Raw genomic sequence first — 21,460 nt, forward strand, 5'->3', positions numbered from 1 at the left:
ATCACCTACATAATTTTTTTTGTTTTGCTAATAAATTCATAGCTTTAATTTCTTTTATTGCTAATTTTATATTCTTATTTTTTTTCTCGACACAAAACAGCACGTTACCACTAGGATCATAATCCTTTCTACCAACACGACCTGCTATTTGAATAAGAGCTTCTTTTGTGAAATGTTTATGATTAGCCTGTAAAACTATAACATCTAAAAAATCAAAAGTAACACCACGTTCTAAAATAGTAGTGGTTACTAATATGTCTAATTGTTTATTGTACATTTTGTCTATTTTCTCTGTTCTGTGTGGATCTATACTACTAACATAATCAATGTTTTTGAAATGTTTTTTGAGATAATCCACTATTTCTTTAAGCATATTTATTTTAGGCACAAAAATTAAAACACGTCTATTGTTTTTTATAGAATTATTTATGAAGTCTAAAATTACCTTATCTTTTAAGGTGCTTTTTGATATTTTAGGAATAGGAAGAAGGTTTTTATGGTATCTAATAGGAAGTTTGAAAATATTATCAACCGATTTTTTTATCTTTTTAGAAGGGGTAGCAGATAAAAAAATCAAAGAACAATTTTCTTTTAAAGATTTTAGAGGGGAATATTCTAAGACTTGGTTGCCACTATATGGAAAAGCATCAATCTCATCAACGATAATTAAATCAAAAAATTTATAATAATGCACTAATTGATGTGTAGTCATTATATATAAATTGGAACCGTCAAAATGCTTAGTATCTCCAGTTACGATATTTATATTTATTTGGAAATCAGTTTTTATACGTTTTGTTAGCTCATTTACTATGTCTTTTCTCGGAATAGCTATACAAATAATTTTATTTTGTTTTAAAAAATGAAGAAGAGTTTCATAGATTATTTCTGTTTTTCCTGCACCGCAGACAGCCCAAACTAGTGAATGTTTATTATCTATTGTAGCTTCTAACAATTGTTTAGAAATTTTTTGTTGTTCTTCACTTAATGCTTTAGAGGGGAAAGTTAAATTCTTTAAAGAGTTTTTTATGGGAAAGTTAATAGAGAAATGGTAAGTTAAATTATCATGGACTATGTTGTCAGCACATTTTTTACAATACGTAACATCTTTTTTAAAACTATTATCATATGAAAAAAATAAGTTTTGATTATTATTTCCACAATATTTACAAAAAAATTTTTTATTTTCTTTTGAGATTAAAATAATTAAATTTACATAGGGAGAATTGGCTAATATATCTATCCTTACTTTTTCATTTAGTAAATACTTAATACTTAATAATTTTCCATTATTTCTTAAAATAAATTTGTTATCAATAAATATATTATCATCTTTTGGATCTTTATTTAATAGATAGTTTTTTAAATTTAAAAATATTGTTTCGAAGTCTTTTATATATTCGTTGTAAGCTAAATATTCATCAAAAATATTGTCTAGTAAATTAATTTTTTGAAATGATTCGTATTTGCTAAAATAAATGTTATAAAGAGCAGAAATAAATTCTGATTTTTGTTTGTAGTACATATTATCCCTCCTTAACTCAATTATACAAAAATTTTTATTAACTAGCTAATTAAAAGAGAAATATACGAAATAATTTCTAACCAATAATCTTTATGCTAGAGAAAGTTTATAAATATGATATAATTGTTAAGTGCAAAATATATATTAAAGAAAGGATTGATAGCAATTAAAATTTTAATTTCGTTTTTTATGATATTTTTTATACTAGGAGTAGTTATTTATTTAACGAAAAGATATAAACTTTCAAAAGATCAAATTTTAATATTCAGTGTTTTAGTTTTGTTTTGGTCTATATTAAGTATAATAAGAGCATATAGAAAGCTGTACGCTATAACTCCTATAGAGCAAGGGGGATTATCTTTAAGTGCTGAATTAGCCGCACAAATAGCAGCAGCTTATGGTTTAATGAGTTTACTATTTCGTTTACCTATGTTTTTTATGAGTGACATATTTAAAAAGAGAAGAATTTTTGTTCAAATAGCGTTATTATTTTTAGCAATTTCTTCTATAGCTGTCTTTTATAATGCTAGTTATAATACCTTGTATTTTTCTTCTTTATCTCTAGGTTTAGGAGCTACAATGTTAGCTATGTTTAATGTTATTTTTTCGGAAACATTTTCTAAAGATAAAGCAGTTGTGTCTGTATCTATTTTGTCATCAGCGCCTTTGTTAGCTGAGTTTATAGCGGCACCTATCCAATATTTATTTACTTTTGGAGAATATAAATATTATAATTATATGTGGTTATTAGCTGGTATTTTAGCAGTAGTAACATTAATTTTAAGTTTTCAAATGAAAGATTATGTAGAGAAAAATAAATCATTTTCTTTAGAAAAAGTAAAGGTAGTGTTAACACATAGAAGTTTTATATATATGTGTTTGTTAGCTTTGTTGTTATCTTTTATTAAATTTTCAACAAGTGGGGCTAATATGCTTACTTATGGTAAAACAGAATTAAATATGAGTGCAGGTATGTTAGCTTATATGGATACTGTCTTTGCAGTTCCGCAGTTAATATCAGGTATTCTAGTAGGTACATATTTCGCTAGAAAATTAGGAATCCAAAAAACATTATTGTTATTATTCTCTTGTGCAATATTATTTTTCATCATTGTACTTTATGTTAATAATCCTTATATAATTTATTTTAGTTATTTACTAAACGGATTCTTTTATGGTGGTGTTTATAATATACTTATTTCTATGGCTATGCAATATTTTGATAGAGAATACCGTAGTGTTAGTATGGGTATTTATCAAGCGTTTTTTGCGCTAGGCATTTATTATGGAGATTATGTGTATGTTTGGATAGCTCGTCATATTAAAAATGGTTTAATGGGCTTTGAACAAAGTAAATCAATATTTTTGATAACTTTAATATTAACTATTGTTAGTATGGTATTAGTTAAGCTTAGAGTTAAAGATAATTAATAATAAAAGATATTTTTGAGATTATATTCAAAAATATCTTTTTTGTTATGTTATTCTGCTCTTAACTAGAAAAATAATTTAAAATTGTGTATAATAACTAATAAAAATATAATTAATTTGTAATTTATACAAATACAAATGTTAAGGAGGCAGACGTATTGTCAAAAAAAGTTTCCGATTTTGAGTCACAATTAAGAGATATAGTTTTAAGCAAAACATTTTTCTTCAAGAAACCCCAAAATGATAAAATACTAATATATACAATGTTTTATATATTGTTTGTTATTGTAGGGTCATTTCTTGATTTGTGGTTATTGTCGTCAATAATTGTTACGCCTATGCTAACATATTTGTTTGGTGCAAAAGGTTTAAAAATATTTATTCCATTATCAGCTACAGGTATAGTTTTCTCTTGGCTAGTTGGTGGTGTTTATAGCTCTTTTTGGCTATTTCTTCATGTATTTATTTCTTTAATAGTATATTTATCACTTATAAATAGAGTAGCCAAATTAACGATGGTAGCATATATATCTAGTTTTTTGTTCACCTCTATAACTATATTTGTATTGATCTTAATAAAATCAGGATATATAAATTTTAATCCAAATTCTATACAAAACTTTATTAATTCTTATGTAGATAGTGTAGTTGCTTTGCAGCCAGAAGTTGATAAAAACATATTATTACAAAATTTTGAAGAAATTAAATTGTATTTTCCTACTGTTGTAGCAATAAGTGTAGTTGTTCATAGCTTAATTTTAGCGCAGTACACTTTGAAATTTCTAGGTAGAAATGGAGTTGTAATACCTGTTTTTCCAAGATTAGGAACGCTAGCAATCTCAAAAAAAATTACTATTGCATACATTATATTGTTATTTTTATCATTTATAGCCACTATTTACTATCCAAATAATGAATATAATATGATAGTTATACTTTTAAGTAATTTAGTAGCTATAACACGTTGGATTTTTGTTTTAAATGGATTAAATACCGTAGCTTTCTTTATAAGTGTTATAGGAAAGAAATTAACTACATTTTTTAAAATATTGCTGTTTTTAGCAATGTATCTTTTTATCCCTATTTTTGAAATGATAGGATTAGTTGATAGTATGTTTAATTTACGTGAACGTTATATAAAGATGCAAGGAGGTAAGTAGTATGAAAAAAGGAATTATTTATTTAATATTTGTTGTTGCTATACTATGCATAGGATCTATATTAATATTTATAAAAGATTTTTCTAGCTTTCTTATTTACCTTGTTGTAATAGTAGGGGTAGCTATACCTATTTATTTGTATGGAAAGAAAATAGAAGAAAATAATAATTCTTACATTAATGAGATAACAGATAGAATAAAGGATTCTTCTGAGCAAGGATTAAATAAATTTCCAGTAGGTATAGTTATAGTAGATGGTGATAATAAAATAGAATGGGTTAATAATTATATATATAAACATTTGAGCTTAGAAAATATTGTAGGTAAAGATATATTAGAAGTTATTCCAGAAATAGAGTCTTTATTTGGATTAGAAGCAGCTACAGATAATCAATTCATTATTGGGGATAAATATTATAAAGTAAACTATCAAAAAGATAGTGGTTATATTTACTTTTTTGATATAACAGATATTAAAGTTATAATGCAAAAATTTAAAAACACTAGACCTGCAATTATGACTATCAATTTAGACAATTATGAAGAAATAAAAGATGATTTGGATGACTATGTTGCTAGTAGACTAGATTCTAAAATAACTAGTTTGTTAACAGACTGGTCTAGAAAATACGGAATATACTTAAAAAGAATTGATGAAGATAGATTTTTAGGTTTAGTTAATGTTAAAGATTTAAAAGAAATAGAAAAAGAAAAATTCACTATTCTTGATGAAGTTAGAAATTTAAAAGAAGACTTTGATGCTCAAATAACTCTTAGTATAGGGGTAGGTATAGGAACAGATTTTTTACCAGAATTGGGAGAACTTTCTAAAACAGCATTAGATTTATCTTTAGGACGTGGAGGGGATCAAGTTGCTATAAAAGAAGTCGATGGAACTATAAGACTTTTCGGTGGAAAAACAAATCCTCAAGAAAAGAGAACTAGAATAAAAGCTAGAGTAATTTCTAACGCATTATCTGATATAATTAAGGAAAGTGATAGAATTATCGTCATGGGTCATAAAAATCCAGATTTTGACGCAATTGGAGCATGTATAGGTATTTATGAATTTGCAAAAATAAATAATAGAGAATGTTATATAGTGCTTAACGAAAGCGATATAGATGAAACTATATCTAAAGTAATGCTAGAAATAGATAATGAACCTACATTAAAACAATCGTTTATTACAAATGATGAAGCTTGGGATTTAATGACAATGCAAACTACGTTAGTAATAGTGGATACTTCAGACCCAGATAGAGTAATAGATATAGGATTGTTAACAAAAGCTAATAAGAAAGTAGTGATAGACCATCATAGGCGAGGAGAAGATATAATAGCTAAGCCGCTTCTTACTTATATAGAACCTTATGCTTCTTCGGCTTCGGAACTAATTGCCGAAATGATCGAGTATCAATCAAAGAATATAAAAATTATGCCTATTTCTGCAACTATAATGCTTGGAGGAATAGTAGTAGATTCACAGAATTTTTCAATCAGAACAGGATCAAGAACCTTTGATGCAGCAGCATATTTGAGAAGTAGTGGAGCAGATCCTATAAAAGTAAAAACTATCTTAAAAGAACCTATAGAAAATTTTAGAAATAGAGCAGAGATTATTAGCAATTCTTATTCTGTATCAGATAATATTGTAATATCTGTAGCACCATATGATAAAATATATACTAATGTAATGCTCGCTCAAAGTGCAGATGCATTGCTCACTATCAAAGATATTGAAGCTAGTTTTGTTATTGGAAAATTAAGTGATCAGAAGATAGGTATATCGGCAAGATCTTTAGGTAATATGAACGTGCAGTTGGTTATGGAGCAATTAGGAGGGGGAGGTCATCTTTCTAATGCGGCTACACAAATAGAAGGAAATAATTTAGAAGATATTAAAAATAATTTAATAGAAGTAATAAATCAAATTTTATTAGAAAATTAGAGAGGTAACAATTATGAAAGTTATATTTATAGAAGATGTAAAAGGAAAAGGAAAAAAAGGTGAAGTTAAAGAAATAGCAGATGGGTATGCAAAATTTCTTTTGTCTAACAAAAAAGTATTAGAAGCAAATAAAGCTAATATGGCAGCATTAAAAGGTCAACAAAAGAGAAAAGAAAAAGATAGACAAGAAGAATTAGAGCAAGCTAAACAATTAGAGAAAAAGTTAGCAAATATAGAGATAAAAATACTTGTAAAAGCAGGAGAAGGTGGTAGATTATTTGGCTCAGTGTCTTCTAAGCAAATAGCAGAAGAATTGAGAAAACAGCACGATATAAAAGTAGATAAGAAAAAAATAGATCTTCCTCAAGGAATTCAATCTCTAGGATATACAAATGTTAAGATAAAACTGCATAACGAAGTTCAAGGAACAATTAAAGTCCATGTAGTTGAAAAATAACATAATGTACTAAAATTTATTTTGATTATAAAATATTATGAGTAGACTATAATCTTGTAGTTTACTCATATTTATAAATAATATAAATTTAATGTAAAGGAGGGTGAATTATGCAATATGAACATATTATAGCTGCAGAACAATCTGTTTTGGGTGCTCTTATGATTGATCCCGAAAAATTAGTAGAGATTAGAGGGATATTAGATGAAGAAGATTTTTTGGATGAAAAGAATAAAGAGATATACAAGGCAATTATTAACTTAAATGATAATAATATAGAGGCAGATGCAACTACTATATTTAATGAAATATACTCAAAAGGAGCTTTTAAAAATGTAGATGCTTCGCTATATATAGTAGAAGTTTATGAAACGACACCTACTTCCAGAAATATTAATCATTATGCGAATATAGTAAAACGTAATTCAATATATAGAGAAGTAAAATCTGTATTAGTTGATAATATGCAGAAAATGAACGATGGTGATGCAGATTTAGATTATGTAGTATCTACTGTTGTTGATCAAATAGAAAGAGCTACTGAGAGAGCAAAAACGTCAAAATTTAAAGAAATAAAAGATGTTACAAAAGAAGTTTTTGATGAAATTATAGCTAAAATGCAAGGTGAAGGAAATAATATTGCAATACCTACAGGATTTGCTTCTTTAGATGGTGTTCTGCATGGTTTTTCAAAGGGAGATTTAGTAATATTGGCAGCAAGACCATCTATGGGGAAAACAGCATTTGCTCTAAACATTGCATTAAATGTTGCAGGAAGAACTAAAAATATAGAAGAGAAAAAAACAGTAGCTTTATTTTCTTTAGAAATGGGAGCTGATCAATTAGTTTCACGTATGTTGTGTAGTGAGGGAATGATTGATTCAGAGAAAATTCGTTCTGGTAAGATGGATCAAGATGACTTACAAGCATTAGAATATGGTATTAGGTTTTTAAATGAAAAGCAAATATATATTGATGATAGTCCTTTTATTAAAGTTAATGAGATAAAAGCTAAATGCAAAGCGCTAAAAAATGATGTAGGATTAGATATAGTTATAATAGACTATCTTCAACTTCTACAAGCTTCCAGAAAATCTGATAATAGACAACAAGAAGTGTCGGAGATATCTCGAAGTTTAAAACAGATGGCAAGGGAGTTAGAATGTCCAGTAATAGCTCTATCTCAATTATCAAGGAGTGTAGAATCTAGGCAAGATAAAAGACCTATGATGAGTGATTTACGAGAGTCAGGAAGTATAGAGCAAGATGCTGATATCGTTTCTTTTTTGTATAGAGATGATTACTATAATAGAGATAAAGGTGAAGAAGAATCTGATAATAAAGATGTAACAACTATAGAAGTAATAGTAGCAAAACATAGAAATGGTTCTACGGGAACAGCAGAATTAGCGTTTTTAAAGAAATATAATAAATTTGTTGGTAAACAACAAGGAGGATAAAAATGAATAAAAAAGCAAAAAGATTAGTAGCTTTAGGAGTATCAGCAGTAGTTTTAATTCTGTCAGCTTTATTAGGTACTGCGTCTTCATCTAATAATCAGGAGCAAGGAGTAGTTTCTTCATTAATAAATTCTTCGGATGAAGAAAAGATAACATTAGTTAATGGAGATAGTTCTAATGTTATTCAAAAAATAACTGTTGAAGGAACTATAGATGAGCAAATGATAGATAAAAATAAAAAGTACTCTATTGTAAATCAAATTAATATAGCCAAAGAAGATTCATCGGTTAAAGCTATTCTACTTTCTGTAAATTCACCTGGTGGTGGAGTGTATGAAAGTAGTGAAATATATAATGCACTTTTAAATAGTGGTAAGGATGTATATGTTTCTATGAAACAAAGGGCAGCATCTGGAGGATATTATATTTCTATGGCATCTAAAAAGATATTTGCCAGCGAAGAGACTATTACAGGATCTTTAGGAGTAATTATGAGTAGCTTATCAGCTCAGAAATTTTTAGAAGATAATGGTATTAAAAATCAAGTAATTCGCTCTGGAGAACAGAAAGCTGTAGGGGGATTAACAGAAGATTTGCCAGAATCTACATTAGAAATATATCGACAACTAAACAAGGAATCATATGATAGGTTTATCGATGTAATAGTAAAAGGTCGCAATATGGACAGAGAATCAGTTTTAAAACTAGCAGATGGAAGAGTATATAGCGGTAGACAAGCTAAAGAAAATGGACTTATAGATCAAATAGGTACGGAAGAGGATTTAATAAGAGAAATATCAAAAGAAAAAGGTATTACAAATCCTCAGGTTGTAGAGTATAGATATACAGAGGTTAATGGTTTATTTAGAAATTTTATTACAAGCTTATCGAAAGATGTTGTATCTGAGTTGCAAAAAGCAGCTACTAATAACGCAGAAATCCCAACGAGAAGTTATTTAGGTTAAGGAGTTGATAAACATGACACATGATGTAGATAACAGCTTTTCATCTGAAGATATAGAAACTAATATCGAAGAAAAGGTGATTGATAAAAATACAGAAATAAAATCTTCTGGAGTAATTACAACTAATATATCTGATTATGTAGCAATATCAAAAAATTTCTATGCTGGTTTTTGGATTAGGATGATTGGTTTTACAATTGATTTAATAATTGTATCTTGCTTGGGAAGATTGGCAAATACATTGACTTTCGGGTTTTTAGATGTACAATTACCATACAACATCTCTGATAAAACATTAATTTTTCTATTGACATACTATTTATACTTTTTTGTAATGACTTATGTTTTTTCTCAAACACTAGGAAAAATGATAATAGGTGTAAAAGTAGAAAAAAATACAGGAGAGAAATTATCTCTTACAGATACCTTTTTTAGAGAAATTGTAGGACGTTTCTTAAATGTTGCTTTACTTACATTGCCTTTTTTATTAGTAGCATTTACTCCTAAAAAAAAGGGGCTACATGATTATATCGCAGATAGCGTAGTTGTAAAAGAATATTTTTCTGATCTTAGAATGAAGTTAAATAAAGCTATAAAAGAAAGTAGATAATATAATTTTAGTGGGAATTTACGAAAAAAATTATTTATAGAATAATTAATTATCGGTACGATATTTCGTGAATTTCCTTTATTTTTAATATAATAGGAGGAAAAATGTCTAATATAGAGAATTTATTTAATAAAATAGACGCAAAAGTAGTATCTAATAGCATTAATAAAAATATTAATTACTTACAATCATTGGTAGAATATTTAGAGCTACAAGATGATTATGAATATTTTGATATAGTTGATAATTATACTAAGGAAGAAATAAAAAAGGTTTATCAATTTTTGGTGTTAAAGGCATTACAAGAATTAAAAGATATTAATTATACTATTACTCCAGAAATAATAGGTATGTACATATCACATATAGTAGAGATAATTTTTGAGGGGAAAGACATAAGTATTTTAGACTTAGCAAGCGGTAGTGGAAATATCCTTATTTCTCTTAGTGAAAAAATCTCTAATACAAGTAAACTTAATTCAGTAGATGTAGATTATAACTATGCAAAACTGCAACAAAATATTTTTAATTTGTTAGAGAAAGAAATCAATATTATAAACCAAGATGCTTTAAAAGAAATTAATATATCGAAACAAGACCTAGTAGTTAGTGATGTACCATATGGTTATTACGCAGATGAAGATAATAGTTTGAATTTTAAACTTTGTAGTAAAGAAGGCCATAGTTTAAACTCACTATTATTTTTAGAACAAGCAACTAATTATATCAAAGATAATGGTATTGCTATCTTAGTTATGCCAAAAGAAATAATGAGTATTAATAAGGAAATAAAGAAATTTTTAGAAGAAGATATTAACTTAAATGCCTTTATTATGCTTCCAGAAAATATGTTTAAAAATAAAGATAATCAAAAAGTAATAGTTTTGGCTACTAAAAAGAAACAATCTATCTTACCAAGTCAGATACTATTAGCGGAAATACCTTCTTATCAAGATAAATCTGCATATTTTAGATTTTTAGATGAAATAAAAAGTTGGTTTGAGTCTAAATAAATTTAGTAAATTAGAGTTGACACATTATGTAAAATATAATATAATCTTAGAGTGAATTACATAGTAAATTCAACAATATAGTATTAATTTATTATACTTAATTTTAGATTTTAAAGTTCGGAGGGAGGGAAATCCAATGTCAAAAACTGTAGTTCGTAAAAATGAAACTTTAGAAGATGCACTACGTCGTTTTAAACGTGCTGTTTCTAAAAATGGTACTATTCAAGAAGTACGTAAACGTGAATTCTACGAAAAACCAAGTGTACGCCGTAAGAAAAAATCAGAAGCGGCTAGAAAACGTAAATTCTAATTATTAATTTTAATAATAAAACTCAAATCTAAAGATTTCCCTCTTTTAGATTATAGCTCTGTAATTTTTACAGAGCTTATTTTATTTGTATCTACTTTTTCCAAGTATTGTAAAAATTTTTTAGTTATGATAGTATATAGTGAGTAGTTTTGAAGGAGAGATTAACAGTGAAATTCAAATTTCATAAAGGATACAGAGGGTATTATCTTTTAAAAGACAATAAATTTAAAAAACCTTTTAGCAAACTAGATCAATTATTGACAGAAGAGAATCTTAAACTTGCTAATAAAGCTGTTGTTTTCAGTAAAGAGAAGGCAATAGAAATTGAAGATGAATTTGTTGTTTTTGTTGATAATAAAAATATTAAAGAAAAAATAAATAGATCAAATGATGATAAGGAAATATTAACTGTTTATGCAAAATTAGGAAATTCTGTTCCAGTAAAACTTATAGAAAGTATAAAATATTTAATTGATAATGATAATAAATACAGTTATCTTTTTTATTCTGTTTTTGATATAATAGAAAATATCTTATATTCTGATAGTATTTTAAGAATAAAAGTAAAAAAAATATTATCTTATAATAATTTAGAATTAGAAAGATTATTAGAGCGTTACGCTCCTAAAAAATCAGTACTAATATCTTTAGAAAAAGAAATAGAACAAAATTATCCAACTCAGTACGTGTATGAACATCTGCCATTAAATTACAAAGAGAAAGAAATGATATATGTTCTTTACTTTATAATTATGGTGGAATTATTATCCATTTTGAAGTGATTTAATTTGTCATAAAGATAATTTCCTCTAAATTATATCTTGATTTTCGAAATGCGGGATGATATAATATAGATGGAAATTTAATTTTGACAAATTTTTTTAGCTTTAAATGGACTTTAAATGTCCACGAGGGGCGAAAGGCGACCAAGATTAATTTCGATTTATAGGAGCGAAGAGATGGATATTTTACATTTGTTACATATACAGAGTAGACTTATTCCAGATTTGTTCGAAAAATTTAATAAGAGATATGATTTGTTGTTATCCATAAAGATTAATCAACCAATAGGAAGAAAATCTCTTATAGATATTACAGGTATGACAGAGCGTCAACTTAGAACAGAAAGTGAAGTTCTTTATAAACTTGGATTAATATCGAAAAATACCACGGGAATGACAGTTACTTCGGAAGGGGAGAATTTTTTAGAAGATGTTAAGGAGTTGTTCTTAGAAGATCCATTTTTACGTGATAGAAAAACAATTCGAGAACATTTTGGAATAAAGGAAGTATATGTTGTTAAAGGAGATTTTTCTAAAAGTGATGTTACTAGAAATGAGATGGTAAGAGTACTTTTTGAAAAAATCAATGGTATATTGACAGATGAGTGTGTTATAGGTGTTAGTGGTGGTAGTACAATGCAGTATGTAGCGAGTAAGGTGGATAAAACCTTTGGATATGATAAGGATATAGTAATAACACCTATTAGAGGTGCATTAACTATTTCTAATACAGGATATCAATCCAATGATATAGCTACAAAACTTGCAGAAAATTCTAATCACAATTATCAATTATTACATGCTCCAGATAATATAGGAAGTAGTACTTTAGATGAACTTATGAAAGAACCTATAGTAAAGCATACTTTAGATATTATCGACAAAACGTCTATAATTATTCATAGTGTAGGAAATGCTTTTGAAATGGCTAGTAGAAGAAAACTCCCTGATAATCTAATAAATAAATTAAAAGAAAGCGGAGCGAAAAGTGAAGCTTTTGGAAGTTATTTTGATAATAAGGGAAATCTTATATATTCTACAAAAACTATAGGAATGAATAATGAAGATGTATTAAGAGTGGCAAATATTTTCACAATAGTAGGTGGAGAACAAAAAGCAGATGCGGTTTATAGTTATTTAAATAGCAATCCAGCTAATACAACTCTTATTATTGATGAATCAATTTGTAAAAAAATTATAAATAAGGTCATAAAAAATTAAACAATATTTAGGAGGATTTACTAATATGACAGTAAAAGTTGCAATTAATGGTTTTGGACGTATCGGAAGATTGGCATTCAGAAGAATTCAAGAAGTAGAAGGAATTGAAGTTGTTGCTATTAACGACTTAACTCCAGTTAAACAATTAGTACATTTATTAAAATATGATACAACTCAAGGTCGTTTCAAAGGTGAAGCATCAGAAGGTGAAGGAGTTATCGTAGTTAATGGTAAAGAAGTAAAAGCATTTGCTAATGCTAATCCAGCTGAACTTCCATGGGGAGAATTAGGAGTAGATGTAGTATTAGAATGTACAGGATTCTTCACTTCTAAAGAAAAAGCAGAAGCACATATTCAAGCAGGAGCTAAAAAAGTAGTTATTTCTGCACCAGGTGGTAATGATATTAAAACTATCGTATATAATGTAAACCATGAAACTTTAGATGGAACTGAAACAGTAATTTCTGGAGCTTCTTGTACAACTAACTGTTTAGCACCAATGGCTAAGGCATTAAATGATAACTTTGGAGTTGTTGAAGGATTGATGACAACAATTCATGCCTACACAGGTGATCAAAATACACTAGATGCACCTCACCGTGGTGGAGATTTACGTCGTGCTCGTGCAGCGGCAGAAAATATTATTCCTAATACAACTGGAGCAGCTAAAGCGATTGGTTTAGTAATTCCAGAATTAAATGGTAAATTAGATGGAGCAGCACAACGTGTTCCTGTAGCTACTGGATCAATCACTGAATTAGTAGCAGTATTAGAAAAAAATGTAACAGCTGAAGAAGTAAACGAAGCAATGAAAGCTGCAGCTACTGAATCATTCGGATACAATACTGATGAAATAGTATCTTCTGATATTATAGGAATTGAGTATGGATCACTATTTGATGCAACTCAAACAAAAGTACTTACAGTAGGAGACAAACAATTAGTAAAAGTTGTATCATGGTATGACAATGAAATGTCTTATACTGCACAATTAGTAAGAACATTAAAATATTTTGCAGGATTAATTAAATAATCTAAGTTTGAGTAAAGTATACATTGGAGGTTAGAGAAATTTTTTATTTTTCTCTACCCCCTTTGTATTATAAATATTTATATTTTAAAATTAAAAGGAGCTTTCTATGAAAAAATCTATAAAAGATTTAGGAAACTTACAAGGAAAAACAGTTTTGATGCGTGTAGATTTTAACGTTCCTCTAAAAGATGGGAATATAACTAACGATAATCGTATAACGGCTGCTTTACCTACAATAAATTATGCATTAGAACAAGGTGCTAAAGTTGTGGTATTTACACATTTAGGACGTGTAAAAGAAGAAGCTGATAAAGAATCAAAAACTGTAGCCCCAGTAGCTAAGAGATTATCGGAAGTACTAGGAAAGAATGTAACTTTTGTACCTGAAACAAGAGGAGAAAAATTAGAAAAAGCTATAAAAGATCTTCAAAATGGAGAAATCTTAATGTTTGAAAATACACGCTTTGAAGATGTTGACGGGAAAAAAGAATCTAAAAATGATGAAGAGTTAGGAAAATACTGGGCTTCATTAGGAGATTTATTTGTTAATGATGCTTTTGGAACAGCACATCGTGCTCATGCTTCTAATAAAGGTATCGCTTCTAATATAGGAGAAGGTAATTCTGCTTACGGATTTTTAATTGAAAAAGAAATTCAATTTATAGGAGAAGCTGTAGATAATCCTGTTAGACCATTAGTAGCTATTTTAGGAGGAGCTAAGGTTTCTGACAAAATAGCAGTAATAGAAAACCTGTTAACAAAAGCTGATAAAGTAATTATCGGTGGAGGAATGGCATATACGTTTTTGAAATCACAAGGTAAAGAAATAGGAAAATCACTTTGTGAGAATGATAAAGTTGATTATGCGCGTGAACTTCTAGAAAAAGCTGGGGATAAAATTGTACTTCCTGTCGATACAGTAGTGGCTAAGGAATTTTCTAACGATGCTCCTAGTCGTATAGCTACAAATGACATTCAAGCTGATGAAGAAGGTTTGGATATTGGACCTGCGTCTGTAGAGTTATTCAAAGAAGTATTACAAGGAGCAAAAACTGTAATTTGGAATGGACCTATGGGTGTATTTGAAATGCCAAACTTTGCTAAGGGAACTATAGGTGTTTGTGAAGCTATAGCTAATTTATCTGACGCTACTACAATTATCGGTGGTGGAGATAGTGCTACTGCCGCTATTCAATTAGGATATGCAGAAAAATTCTCTCATATATCTACTGGTGGAGGAGCTTCTTTAGAATATCTAGAAGGAAAAGTATTACCAGGAATAGATTCATTATCAAATAAATAAAAGGAGGCTCTATTTATGAGAAAACCAATTATTGCAGGAAACTGGAAAATGAATAAAACAGTAGCAGAAGCTATTGAATTTGTCAATGCTGTAAAAGATCGATTACCTTCAGAAGATGTAGTTGATTCAGTAATAGGAGCGCCAGCACTATTATTAAATGGGGTAAAGCATTTTAGTACAGGAAGTGTTTTAAAAACAGCGGCACAAAATTGTTATTTTGAGGATGAAGGTGCGTTTACTGGTGAAACTTCGCCTAAATCTTTAGCTGCTTTGGGAGTTGATTATGTAATTATAGGACATTCTGAGCGTCGTGATTATTTCCACGAAACAGATGAAGATATTAACAAAAAGGCTCATGCAATATTCCGTAATGAAATGTTACCAATAATTTGTTGTGGTGAAACTTTAGAACAATATGAATCAGGAAAAGCAGTAGATGTAGTATCTAATCAAGTTTCTAAAGCCTTAAAAGGACTAACAGCAGATCAGGTAGCTGTATCTGTAATAGCTTATGAACCAATTTGGGCAATAGGAACAGGAAAATCAGCAACTCAAGATGATGCACAAAAAATGTGTAAAGCTGTACGCGATGTAATAGCTAAAGATTTTGGTCAAGAAGTAGCTGATAAAGTTCGTGTACAATACGGTGGATCAGTTAAACCTGAAAATATTAAAGAATATATGGCTTGTCCAGATGTTGATGGAGCTTTAGTTGGTGGGGCATCATTACAACCAGATTCATTCATAGCCTTATTAGAAGGTTTAAAATAAAATAAATTACTCAAATAAAAGGAGAACTTAAATGTTACAAAAAACTTTCGATATTATTTCAGAAGTATATGCAAGAGAAGTGTTGGATTCACGTGGTAATCCAACTGTAGAAGTAGAAGTTACAACAGAAACGGGAGCATTTGGACGTGCGTTAGTACCATCTGGAGCTTCAACTGGACAATACGAAGCAGTAGAATTACGTGATGGAGAAAAAGATCGTTATTTAGGTAAAGGTGTATCTAAAGCAGTTGCTAATGTAAATGAAGAAATTGCACCTTTATTAGAAGGAAAATTTGATGTATTTGAACAAGTAGCAATTGACCGTGCTATGATAGAGTTAGATGGTACTGAAAATAAAGGACGTCTAGGAGCTAATGCAATATTAGGTGTATCTTTAGCAGTTGCACATGCAGCAGCTGACTCATTAGGAGTACCTTTATATCGTTATTTAGGGGGAGTTAATTCTAAAGAATTACCAGTTCCAATGATGAACATCGTAAACGGTGGATCACACTCTGATGCTCCAATAGCTTTCCAAGAATTTATGATTTTACCAGTAGGAGCACCATCATTTAAAGAAGCACTACGTTGGGGAGCAGAAATATTCCACAATTTAGCTAAAATCTTAAAATCACGTGGATTAGCTACAGCAGTAGGTGATGAAGGAGGATTTGCTCCTAAATTTGAAGGAACAGAAGATGCTGTTGAAACTATCTTAGAAGCAATTAAAGCTGTGGGATTAGAACCAGGAAAAGATGTATTCTTAGGATTTGACTGTGCTTCTTCAGAATTTTATGTTGATGGAGTTTATGATTATTCTAAATTTGAAGGAGAAGGTGGAGCGAAACGTACTTCAGCTGAGCAAGTAGATTACTTAGAACAATTAGTAAATAAATATCCTATCTTAACAATAGAAGATGGTATGGACGAAAATGACTGGGACGGATGGGAATTATTAACTAAACGTATCGGTGATAGAGTTCAATTAGTAGGTGATGATCTATTCGTTACTAACACTACTAAACTATCTCAAGGTATCGAACGTGGAGTAGGTAATTCAATCTTAATTAAAGTTAACCAAATCGGTACTTTAACTGAAACATTAGAAGCTATAGAAATGGCAAAACGTGCTCGTTATACTGCAGTAATTTCTCACCGTTCAGGAGAAACAGAAGATTCAACAATTGCAGATATAGCAGTAGCAACTAATGCTGGACAAATCAAGACAGGATCTCTTAGCCGTACAGATCGTATTGCTAAATATAACCAATTATTACGTATAGCAGATGAGTTAGATGCAACTCAAGTTTATGCAGGATTAAACGTATTTTACAATGTAAAACGTTAATTAACGGTAATTAATACAAAAGATAAAGAAGATATAGTCTATTGACTGTATCTTTTTTTATGTAAATTTTATAATAAATAAATTTATAGTAATTTATTAACCACTAGTAAATCTTTAGCATTTTTGGTATAATACTAAGGTTATATTAAAAAATAATTAAGAAAGGAGAGGCAATGTTAATTCAATTAAATAATATAAGTAAATATTTTGTTGTTACAGAAGTTTTTTCTAATGTAAAGTTAGAAATAAATAACAATGATAAAATTGCTATAGTTGGACGTAACGGTGCAGGAAAGTCTACATTGTTGAAAATTATTGCTGGTATTGAAAGCTATGATTCTGGTGTAAGAACTGTTTCTAAAAATACGACAATAGGATATTTATCACAAGAATTTATTGTCAAAGAAGATAAATTAGTTTGGGATGAAATGATAAGCTGTTTTTGTGATATTATTAAATTAGAAAAAGATTTAGAAACTATGTCGGTAATGTTGACCGAAGAAAATATAAATAAAGATAATAATTTATTAGATAAATATGACAAACTGCAAAATAAAGTACTGACTCATAAGGACTATCACTATAAAAGCAAGATAAGAAGTGTTTTATTTGGATTAAATTTTTCTGAAGAAGATTTTTATAAGAGTATAAGTAATTTTTCTGGTGGAGAAAAAACTAGATTGTCTATGGCGAAACTATTGCTTAGTGAACCAGATGTTCTTATTCTTGACGAACCTACTAACCATCTTGATATGAAGAACGTTGCTTGGCTTGAGAATTATTTGAATTCGTATGCTGGAGCAGTAGTTATAGTCAGTCACGATCGTTATTTTATAGATAAAATAGCTAATGTTGTCTATAATGTTGAATTTGGTCGAGTAAAAAAATATGTCGGTAACTATACTAAATTTATTAAGCAATATGAAGAAGATTTTGAAAAACAATTAAAAGACTACATAAGTCAGCAAAAAGATATAAAAAAATTAGAAGAGTTTGTCCAGAAAAATATTGCTAGATCTTCTACTAGTGGGCGGGCAAAAAGCAGACAGAAAATATTAGATAAAATGGAACGACTAGACAATCCAAGAAAAGACGATAAAACAGCTAATATTGAATTTAAAATTAAAGAACAAAGTGGACGTGATGTTCTTCGTGTTAATAACTTAAGTGTGGGTTACGATAATATTTCCATCGGAACAACATATAATTTTGATGTTTACAAAAAAGATAGGATAGCGATAATAGGGGAAAATGGAATAGGAAAATCTACTTTAATAAAAACTATAGCCAAAAAACAACGGGCATTAAACGGAGATATTTATTATGGTAGTAAAGTATCTTTAGGCTATTATGATCAGAAACAAGCAGAATTTGAATCATCAAAAACTATTTTAAATGAACTTTGGGATATGTATCCTACTATGAAAGAATCTGAAATTAGAATGATTCTCGGACGATTTTTATTCGTCGGTGAAGATGTTATGAAAATTGTTAGAGATTTATCTGGAGGAGAAAAAGCTAGATTACAACTTGCTAAACTTATGCTTGAAGAAAATAATCTTTTGATACTAGATGAACCTACTAACCATTTAGATATAGCTAGTAAACAAGTATTGGAAGAAGCTTTAGAAAATTATGAAGGAACTTTAGTGTTTGTCAGTCACGATAGATATTTTATTAATAAAATTGCTAATAAAGTTCTTGAGATAAATAACGACAGTTTCAATATATATTTAGGAAACTATGATTACTATTTTGAAAAAAAAGAACAAGAGAAAATTTTGTTATCACTAGAAAAAGAAGAAGTAATTGAAACAAAATTAAGAGAGAATAGCTATAAAGCAGATAAAGAAGAAAGAAAATTAATTAGAAAACTTGAAAGAGAACGTAATAATATTGTCGAGAAAATAGATGAATTGGAAGCTAACGTTAAAGAAATTAATGAAGAGTTAGTAAAAGAAGAAGTTTATACTGATTTTGAAAAAACGAAGTATTATAACGAAAAACTACAAAGTATTAATGAAGAATTAGATGAACTCAATAATAAATGGTTAGAATTAGAAGAAAAATTAGAAGAGGTAGAATAATGAATATAAATTTAACTACTTATATTGATAATAAAAAATTATTGAGTGAAAAATATGTTGGAACTTATGAAGAAAATTTAGAAAACTATATAATAAACTATTTCGATAAAAATAAAAAAAAATTTAAAATAATTGTTGACAAAAACAAAGATAATGTTAGTATATTAAAAGAAGGTACTACTATGAACATTTCTAAAAATAGAGGTTTGTCTGAATACATAACTGAATATGGGGTTATTAGTATAGAAACAAAACTTCTAAGTATAGAGAAGATGGAACGAAATAGTTTTGTCCGATTAGATATAATTTATAACTTATATTTTTCTAAATTTGATAGTCAAGAAAATAAGTTACAAATATTAATTAATATTAATTCTTAAAGGAGAAAATAATGAAATATAAAGTAATAGAACTACTAGAAAAATCCGTAGGTAAAGTTACAAATGAAGTAGTAAATATTTATGTAGAAACGCCTAAAGATTCGGGAAACGGTGATTTTTCTAGTAATATTGCTATGCAATTAACTAAGATTTTAAGAAAAAATCCCAGAACTATTGCAGAAGAAATAGTTGGAAATATAGAAGATAATGATTTTGTAGAAAAAATAGAAATAGCAGGTCCAGGATTTATTAACTTTTATGTTAAAAAAGCTAGTTTAGGAAATATTTTAACTGCAATTTTTGAATTAGGAGATAATTTCGGAGAAAATAATATAGGTAATAATGAGAAAGTATTGTTAGAATATGTATCGGCTAATCCAACAGGTGATCTTCATGTTGGTCATGCAAGAAATGGAGCTGTTGCAGATTCATTAGTAAGAATAATGAAAAAATCTGGCTATCAAGTTACAAGAGAATTTTATGTTAATGATGCAGGAAATCAGATTAATAATTTAACACTATCTGCAGATGCTAGATATAGACAAGCGTTAGGATTTAATGTAGAAATGCCAGAAGATGGATACAATGGTAAGGATATAGTAAAGTTAGGAGAGCTGCTTGCTAAAGAATACGGGAATAGTCTTTTGGATAAAACTAGAGATGAATATATGTTATTCTTGCGTGAATATTCTGTAAATTATCAATTAGAAAAATTAAAGAATGATTTATCTGATTTTCGTATAGAGTTTGATAATTTCTTTAGTGAAACTTCTTTATATAATGATGGTAAAATAATAGAAACGTTAGCTACATTAAAAGATTTAAATCATCTTTATGAATTAGATGGTGCTACGTGGTTAAGAACAACGGAATTAGCTACTGGCGATGATAAAGATAGAGTTCTAATAAAAGCTGATGGAAGCTACACTTATTTTACACCAGATATAGCCTATCATAAAGATAAATTAGATCGTGGCTACGATAAATTAATTAATTTGTTTGGTGCAGATCATCATGGATATGTTCCACGCTTAAAGGCTTCTATTGCAGCTTTAGGATATAGTCCAGACAAACTGAAAGTACTTATTATGCAATTAGTACGTCTTTTAGAAAATGGACAAGAAGTAAAAATGAGTAAAAGAACAGGTAAATCAATAACTTTACGTGATTTAATAGATGAAGTAGGCACAGATGCCGCACGTTACTTCTTAGTAATGAGAAGTGCGGATACACATTTAGATTTTGATTTTACACTAGCTAAAGAACAATCTAGTGATAATCCGCTATATTATGTTCAATATGCTCATGCTAGAATTTGTTCAATATTACGTCAAGTAAATAGTGATGAATACAATGATTTTGGATATAATCCTAATTTATTAACAGATGAATATAGTGTAGAAATATTGAAATCTTTAGCTTATTTTCCAGAAGTAGTTGCTCAAGCAGCTAAACATTATGAACCACATAGAATTTGTAATTATATGCAATCTTTGGCAACAACATTCCATAAATTTTACGGTAACAATAAGGTAATATCAGAAAATAAAGAACAAACAGAAAGTTATTTAGCATTAATAACAGCAGTAAAAATTACAATAAAAAATGCACTTGACTTAGTAGGAGTGAGTGCTCCAGAGAAAATGTAGATAG

General features: G+C 28.6%; 19 protein-coding genes. 18 read left to right on the plus strand and 1 reads right to left on the minus strand.

The features are described 5' to 3' along the window. Position 1: 1 nt before the first annotated feature. Positions 2 to 1,525 (minus strand): DEAD/DEAH box helicase, encoded by a 1,524-nt coding sequence (locus AC1XWJ_RS04945; RefSeq protein WP_483334776.1) that lies wholly within the window; start codon positions 1,523 to 1,525, stop codon positions 2 to 4. A gap of 156 nt (positions 1,526 to 1,681) precedes the next feature. Between AC1XWJ_RS04945 and AC1XWJ_RS04950 the strand changes: the two genes are divergently transcribed. From AC1XWJ_RS04950 to argS, 18 genes are all read left to right on the plus strand, one after another. After that, complete coding sequence (locus AC1XWJ_RS04950) at positions 1,682 to 2,956, plus strand: MFS transporter (RefSeq protein ID WP_483334777.1); 1,275 nt, start codon at positions 1,682 to 1,684, stop codon at positions 2,954 to 2,956. 158 nt (positions 2,957 to 3,114) lie between these two features. After that, positions 3,115 to 4,116: a YybS family protein gene (locus tag AC1XWJ_RS04955; protein WP_483334778.1), complete on the plus strand. Its 1,002-nt coding sequence runs from the start codon at positions 3,115 to 3,117 to the stop codon at positions 4,114 to 4,116. 1 nt (position 4,117) lies between these two features. Further along, entirely contained in the window at positions 4,118 to 6,067 is a 1,950-nt protein-coding gene (locus AC1XWJ_RS04960) for a DHH family phosphoesterase (RefSeq protein ID WP_483334779.1), read from the plus strand. Between the two features lie 13 nt (positions 6,068 to 6,080). After that, positions 6,081 to 6,524 (plus strand): 50S ribosomal protein L9, encoded by a 444-nt coding sequence (gene rplI, locus AC1XWJ_RS04965; protein WP_483334780.1) that lies wholly within the window; start codon positions 6,081 to 6,083, stop codon positions 6,522 to 6,524. A 110-nt stretch (positions 6,525 to 6,634) separates the two neighbouring features. Then, positions 6,635 to 7,984 (plus strand): replicative DNA helicase, encoded by a 1,350-nt coding sequence (gene dnaB / locus AC1XWJ_RS04970; protein WP_483334781.1) that lies wholly within the window; start codon positions 6,635 to 6,637, stop codon positions 7,982 to 7,984. A 2-nt stretch (positions 7,985 to 7,986) separates the two neighbouring features. After that, complete coding sequence (gene sppA, locus AC1XWJ_RS04975; RefSeq protein ID WP_483334782.1) at positions 7,987 to 8,949, plus strand: signal peptide peptidase SppA; 963 nt, start codon at positions 7,987 to 7,989, stop codon at positions 8,947 to 8,949. A gap of 13 nt (positions 8,950 to 8,962) precedes the next feature. Continuing rightward, entirely contained in the window at positions 8,963 to 9,559 is a 597-nt protein-coding gene (locus tag AC1XWJ_RS04980; RefSeq protein ID WP_483334783.1) for an RDD family protein, read from the plus strand. A gap of 104 nt (positions 9,560 to 9,663) precedes the next feature. Next, positions 9,664 to 10,572, plus strand: coding sequence for a class I SAM-dependent methyltransferase (locus tag AC1XWJ_RS04985; RefSeq protein WP_483334784.1), 909 nt, complete (start codon positions 9,664 to 9,666; stop codon positions 10,570 to 10,572). A gap of 136 nt (positions 10,573 to 10,708) precedes the next feature. Beyond that, on the plus strand, positions 10,709 to 10,882 hold the full coding sequence (rpsU, locus tag AC1XWJ_RS04990; protein WP_135156913.1) for a 30S ribosomal protein S21: 174 nt from the start codon (positions 10,709 to 10,711) through the stop codon (positions 10,880 to 10,882). 167 nt (positions 10,883 to 11,049) lie between these two features. Continuing rightward, a complete protein-coding gene (locus tag AC1XWJ_RS04995) occupies positions 11,050 to 11,664 on the plus strand; it encodes an exonuclease SbcC (RefSeq protein WP_483334785.1) in 615 nt (204 codons plus the stop codon). A gap of 177 nt (positions 11,665 to 11,841) precedes the next feature. Then, positions 11,842 to 12,885, plus strand: coding sequence for a sugar-binding transcriptional regulator (locus tag AC1XWJ_RS05000; protein ID WP_483334786.1), 1,044 nt, complete (start codon positions 11,842 to 11,844; stop codon positions 12,883 to 12,885). A gap of 25 nt (positions 12,886 to 12,910) precedes the next feature. Further along, the gene (gene gap / locus AC1XWJ_RS05005) at positions 12,911 to 13,918 is read left to right on the plus strand and encodes a type I glyceraldehyde-3-phosphate dehydrogenase (RefSeq protein WP_483334787.1); all 1,008 of its coding nucleotides are present in this window, start codon (positions 12,911 to 12,913) and stop codon (positions 13,916 to 13,918) included. A 106-nt stretch (positions 13,919 to 14,024) separates the two neighbouring features. Further along, a complete protein-coding gene (locus AC1XWJ_RS05010; protein ID WP_483334788.1) occupies positions 14,025 to 15,221 on the plus strand; it encodes a phosphoglycerate kinase in 1,197 nt (398 codons plus the stop codon). Positions 15,222 to 15,236: 15 nt separating this feature from the next. After that, complete coding sequence (gene tpiA, locus AC1XWJ_RS05015; protein WP_483334789.1) at positions 15,237 to 15,992, plus strand: triose-phosphate isomerase; 756 nt, start codon at positions 15,237 to 15,239, stop codon at positions 15,990 to 15,992. Positions 15,993 to 16,023: 31 nt separating this feature from the next. Further along, positions 16,024 to 17,340, plus strand: a complete 1,317-nt coding sequence (eno, locus tag AC1XWJ_RS05020; RefSeq protein ID WP_483334790.1) for a phosphopyruvate hydratase — start codon at positions 16,024 to 16,026, stop codon at positions 17,338 to 17,340. 173 nt (positions 17,341 to 17,513) lie between these two features. Beyond that, complete coding sequence (locus tag AC1XWJ_RS05025; protein ID WP_483334791.1) at positions 17,514 to 19,427, plus strand: ABC-F family ATP-binding cassette domain-containing protein; 1,914 nt, start codon at positions 17,514 to 17,516, stop codon at positions 19,425 to 19,427. Next, positions 19,427 to 19,807, plus strand: a complete 381-nt coding sequence (locus AC1XWJ_RS05030) for a DUF1934 family protein (RefSeq protein ID WP_483334792.1) — start codon at positions 19,427 to 19,429, stop codon at positions 19,805 to 19,807. Before AC1XWJ_RS05025 ends, AC1XWJ_RS05030 begins: the two co-directional genes overlap by 1 nt. An 11-nt stretch (positions 19,808 to 19,818) precedes the next feature. Next, positions 19,819 to 21,456 (plus strand): arginine--tRNA ligase, encoded by a 1,638-nt coding sequence (argS, locus tag AC1XWJ_RS05035; protein WP_483334793.1) that lies wholly within the window; start codon positions 19,819 to 19,821, stop codon positions 21,454 to 21,456. Positions 21,457 to 21,460: the final 4 nt, after the last annotated feature.

This window comes from Gemelliphila sp. 1F1 (assembly GCF_056897515.1).

Coding starts and splice junctions, on each gene's coding strand:
- rpsU (WP_135156913.1), top strand. CDS start 10,709: ATGTCAAAAACTGTAGTTCGTAAAAATGAAACTTTAGAAGATGCACTA.
- tpiA (WP_483334789.1), top strand. CDS start 15,237: ATGAGAAAACCAATTATTGCAGGAAACTGGAAAATGAATAAAACAGTA.
- AC1XWJ_RS05010 (WP_483334788.1), top strand. CDS start 14,025: ATGAAAAAATCTATAAAAGATTTAGGAAACTTACAAGGAAAAACAGTT.
- AC1XWJ_RS04945 (WP_483334776.1), bottom strand. CDS start 1,525: ATGTACTACAAACAAAAATCAGAATTTATTTCTGCTCTTTATAACATT.
- gap (WP_483334787.1), top strand. CDS start 12,911: ATGACAGTAAAAGTTGCAATTAATGGTTTTGGACGTATCGGAAGATTG.
- AC1XWJ_RS04985 (WP_483334784.1), top strand. CDS start 9,664: ATGTCTAATATAGAGAATTTATTTAATAAAATAGACGCAAAAGTAGTA.
- AC1XWJ_RS05000 (WP_483334786.1), top strand. CDS start 11,842: ATGGATATTTTACATTTGTTACATATACAGAGTAGACTTATTCCAGAT.
- AC1XWJ_RS04960 (WP_483334779.1), top strand. CDS start 4,118: ATGAAAAAAGGAATTATTTATTTAATATTTGTTGTTGCTATACTATGC.
- dnaB (WP_483334781.1), top strand. CDS start 6,635: ATGCAATATGAACATATTATAGCTGCAGAACAATCTGTTTTGGGTGCT.
- rplI (WP_483334780.1), top strand. CDS start 6,081: ATGAAAGTTATATTTATAGAAGATGTAAAAGGAAAAGGAAAAAAAGGT.
- sppA (WP_483334782.1), top strand. CDS start 7,987: ATGAATAAAAAAGCAAAAAGATTAGTAGCTTTAGGAGTATCAGCAGTA.
- AC1XWJ_RS04980 (WP_483334783.1), top strand. CDS start 8,963: ATGACACATGATGTAGATAACAGCTTTTCATCTGAAGATATAGAAACT.
- AC1XWJ_RS05025 (WP_483334791.1), top strand. CDS start 17,514: ATGTTAATTCAATTAAATAATATAAGTAAATATTTTGTTGTTACAGAA.
- eno (WP_483334790.1), top strand. CDS start 16,024: ATGTTACAAAAAACTTTCGATATTATTTCAGAAGTATATGCAAGAGAA.
- AC1XWJ_RS05030 (WP_483334792.1), top strand. CDS start 19,427: ATGAATATAAATTTAACTACTTATATTGATAATAAAAAATTATTGAGT.
- argS (WP_483334793.1), top strand. CDS start 19,819: ATGAAATATAAAGTAATAGAACTACTAGAAAAATCCGTAGGTAAAGTT.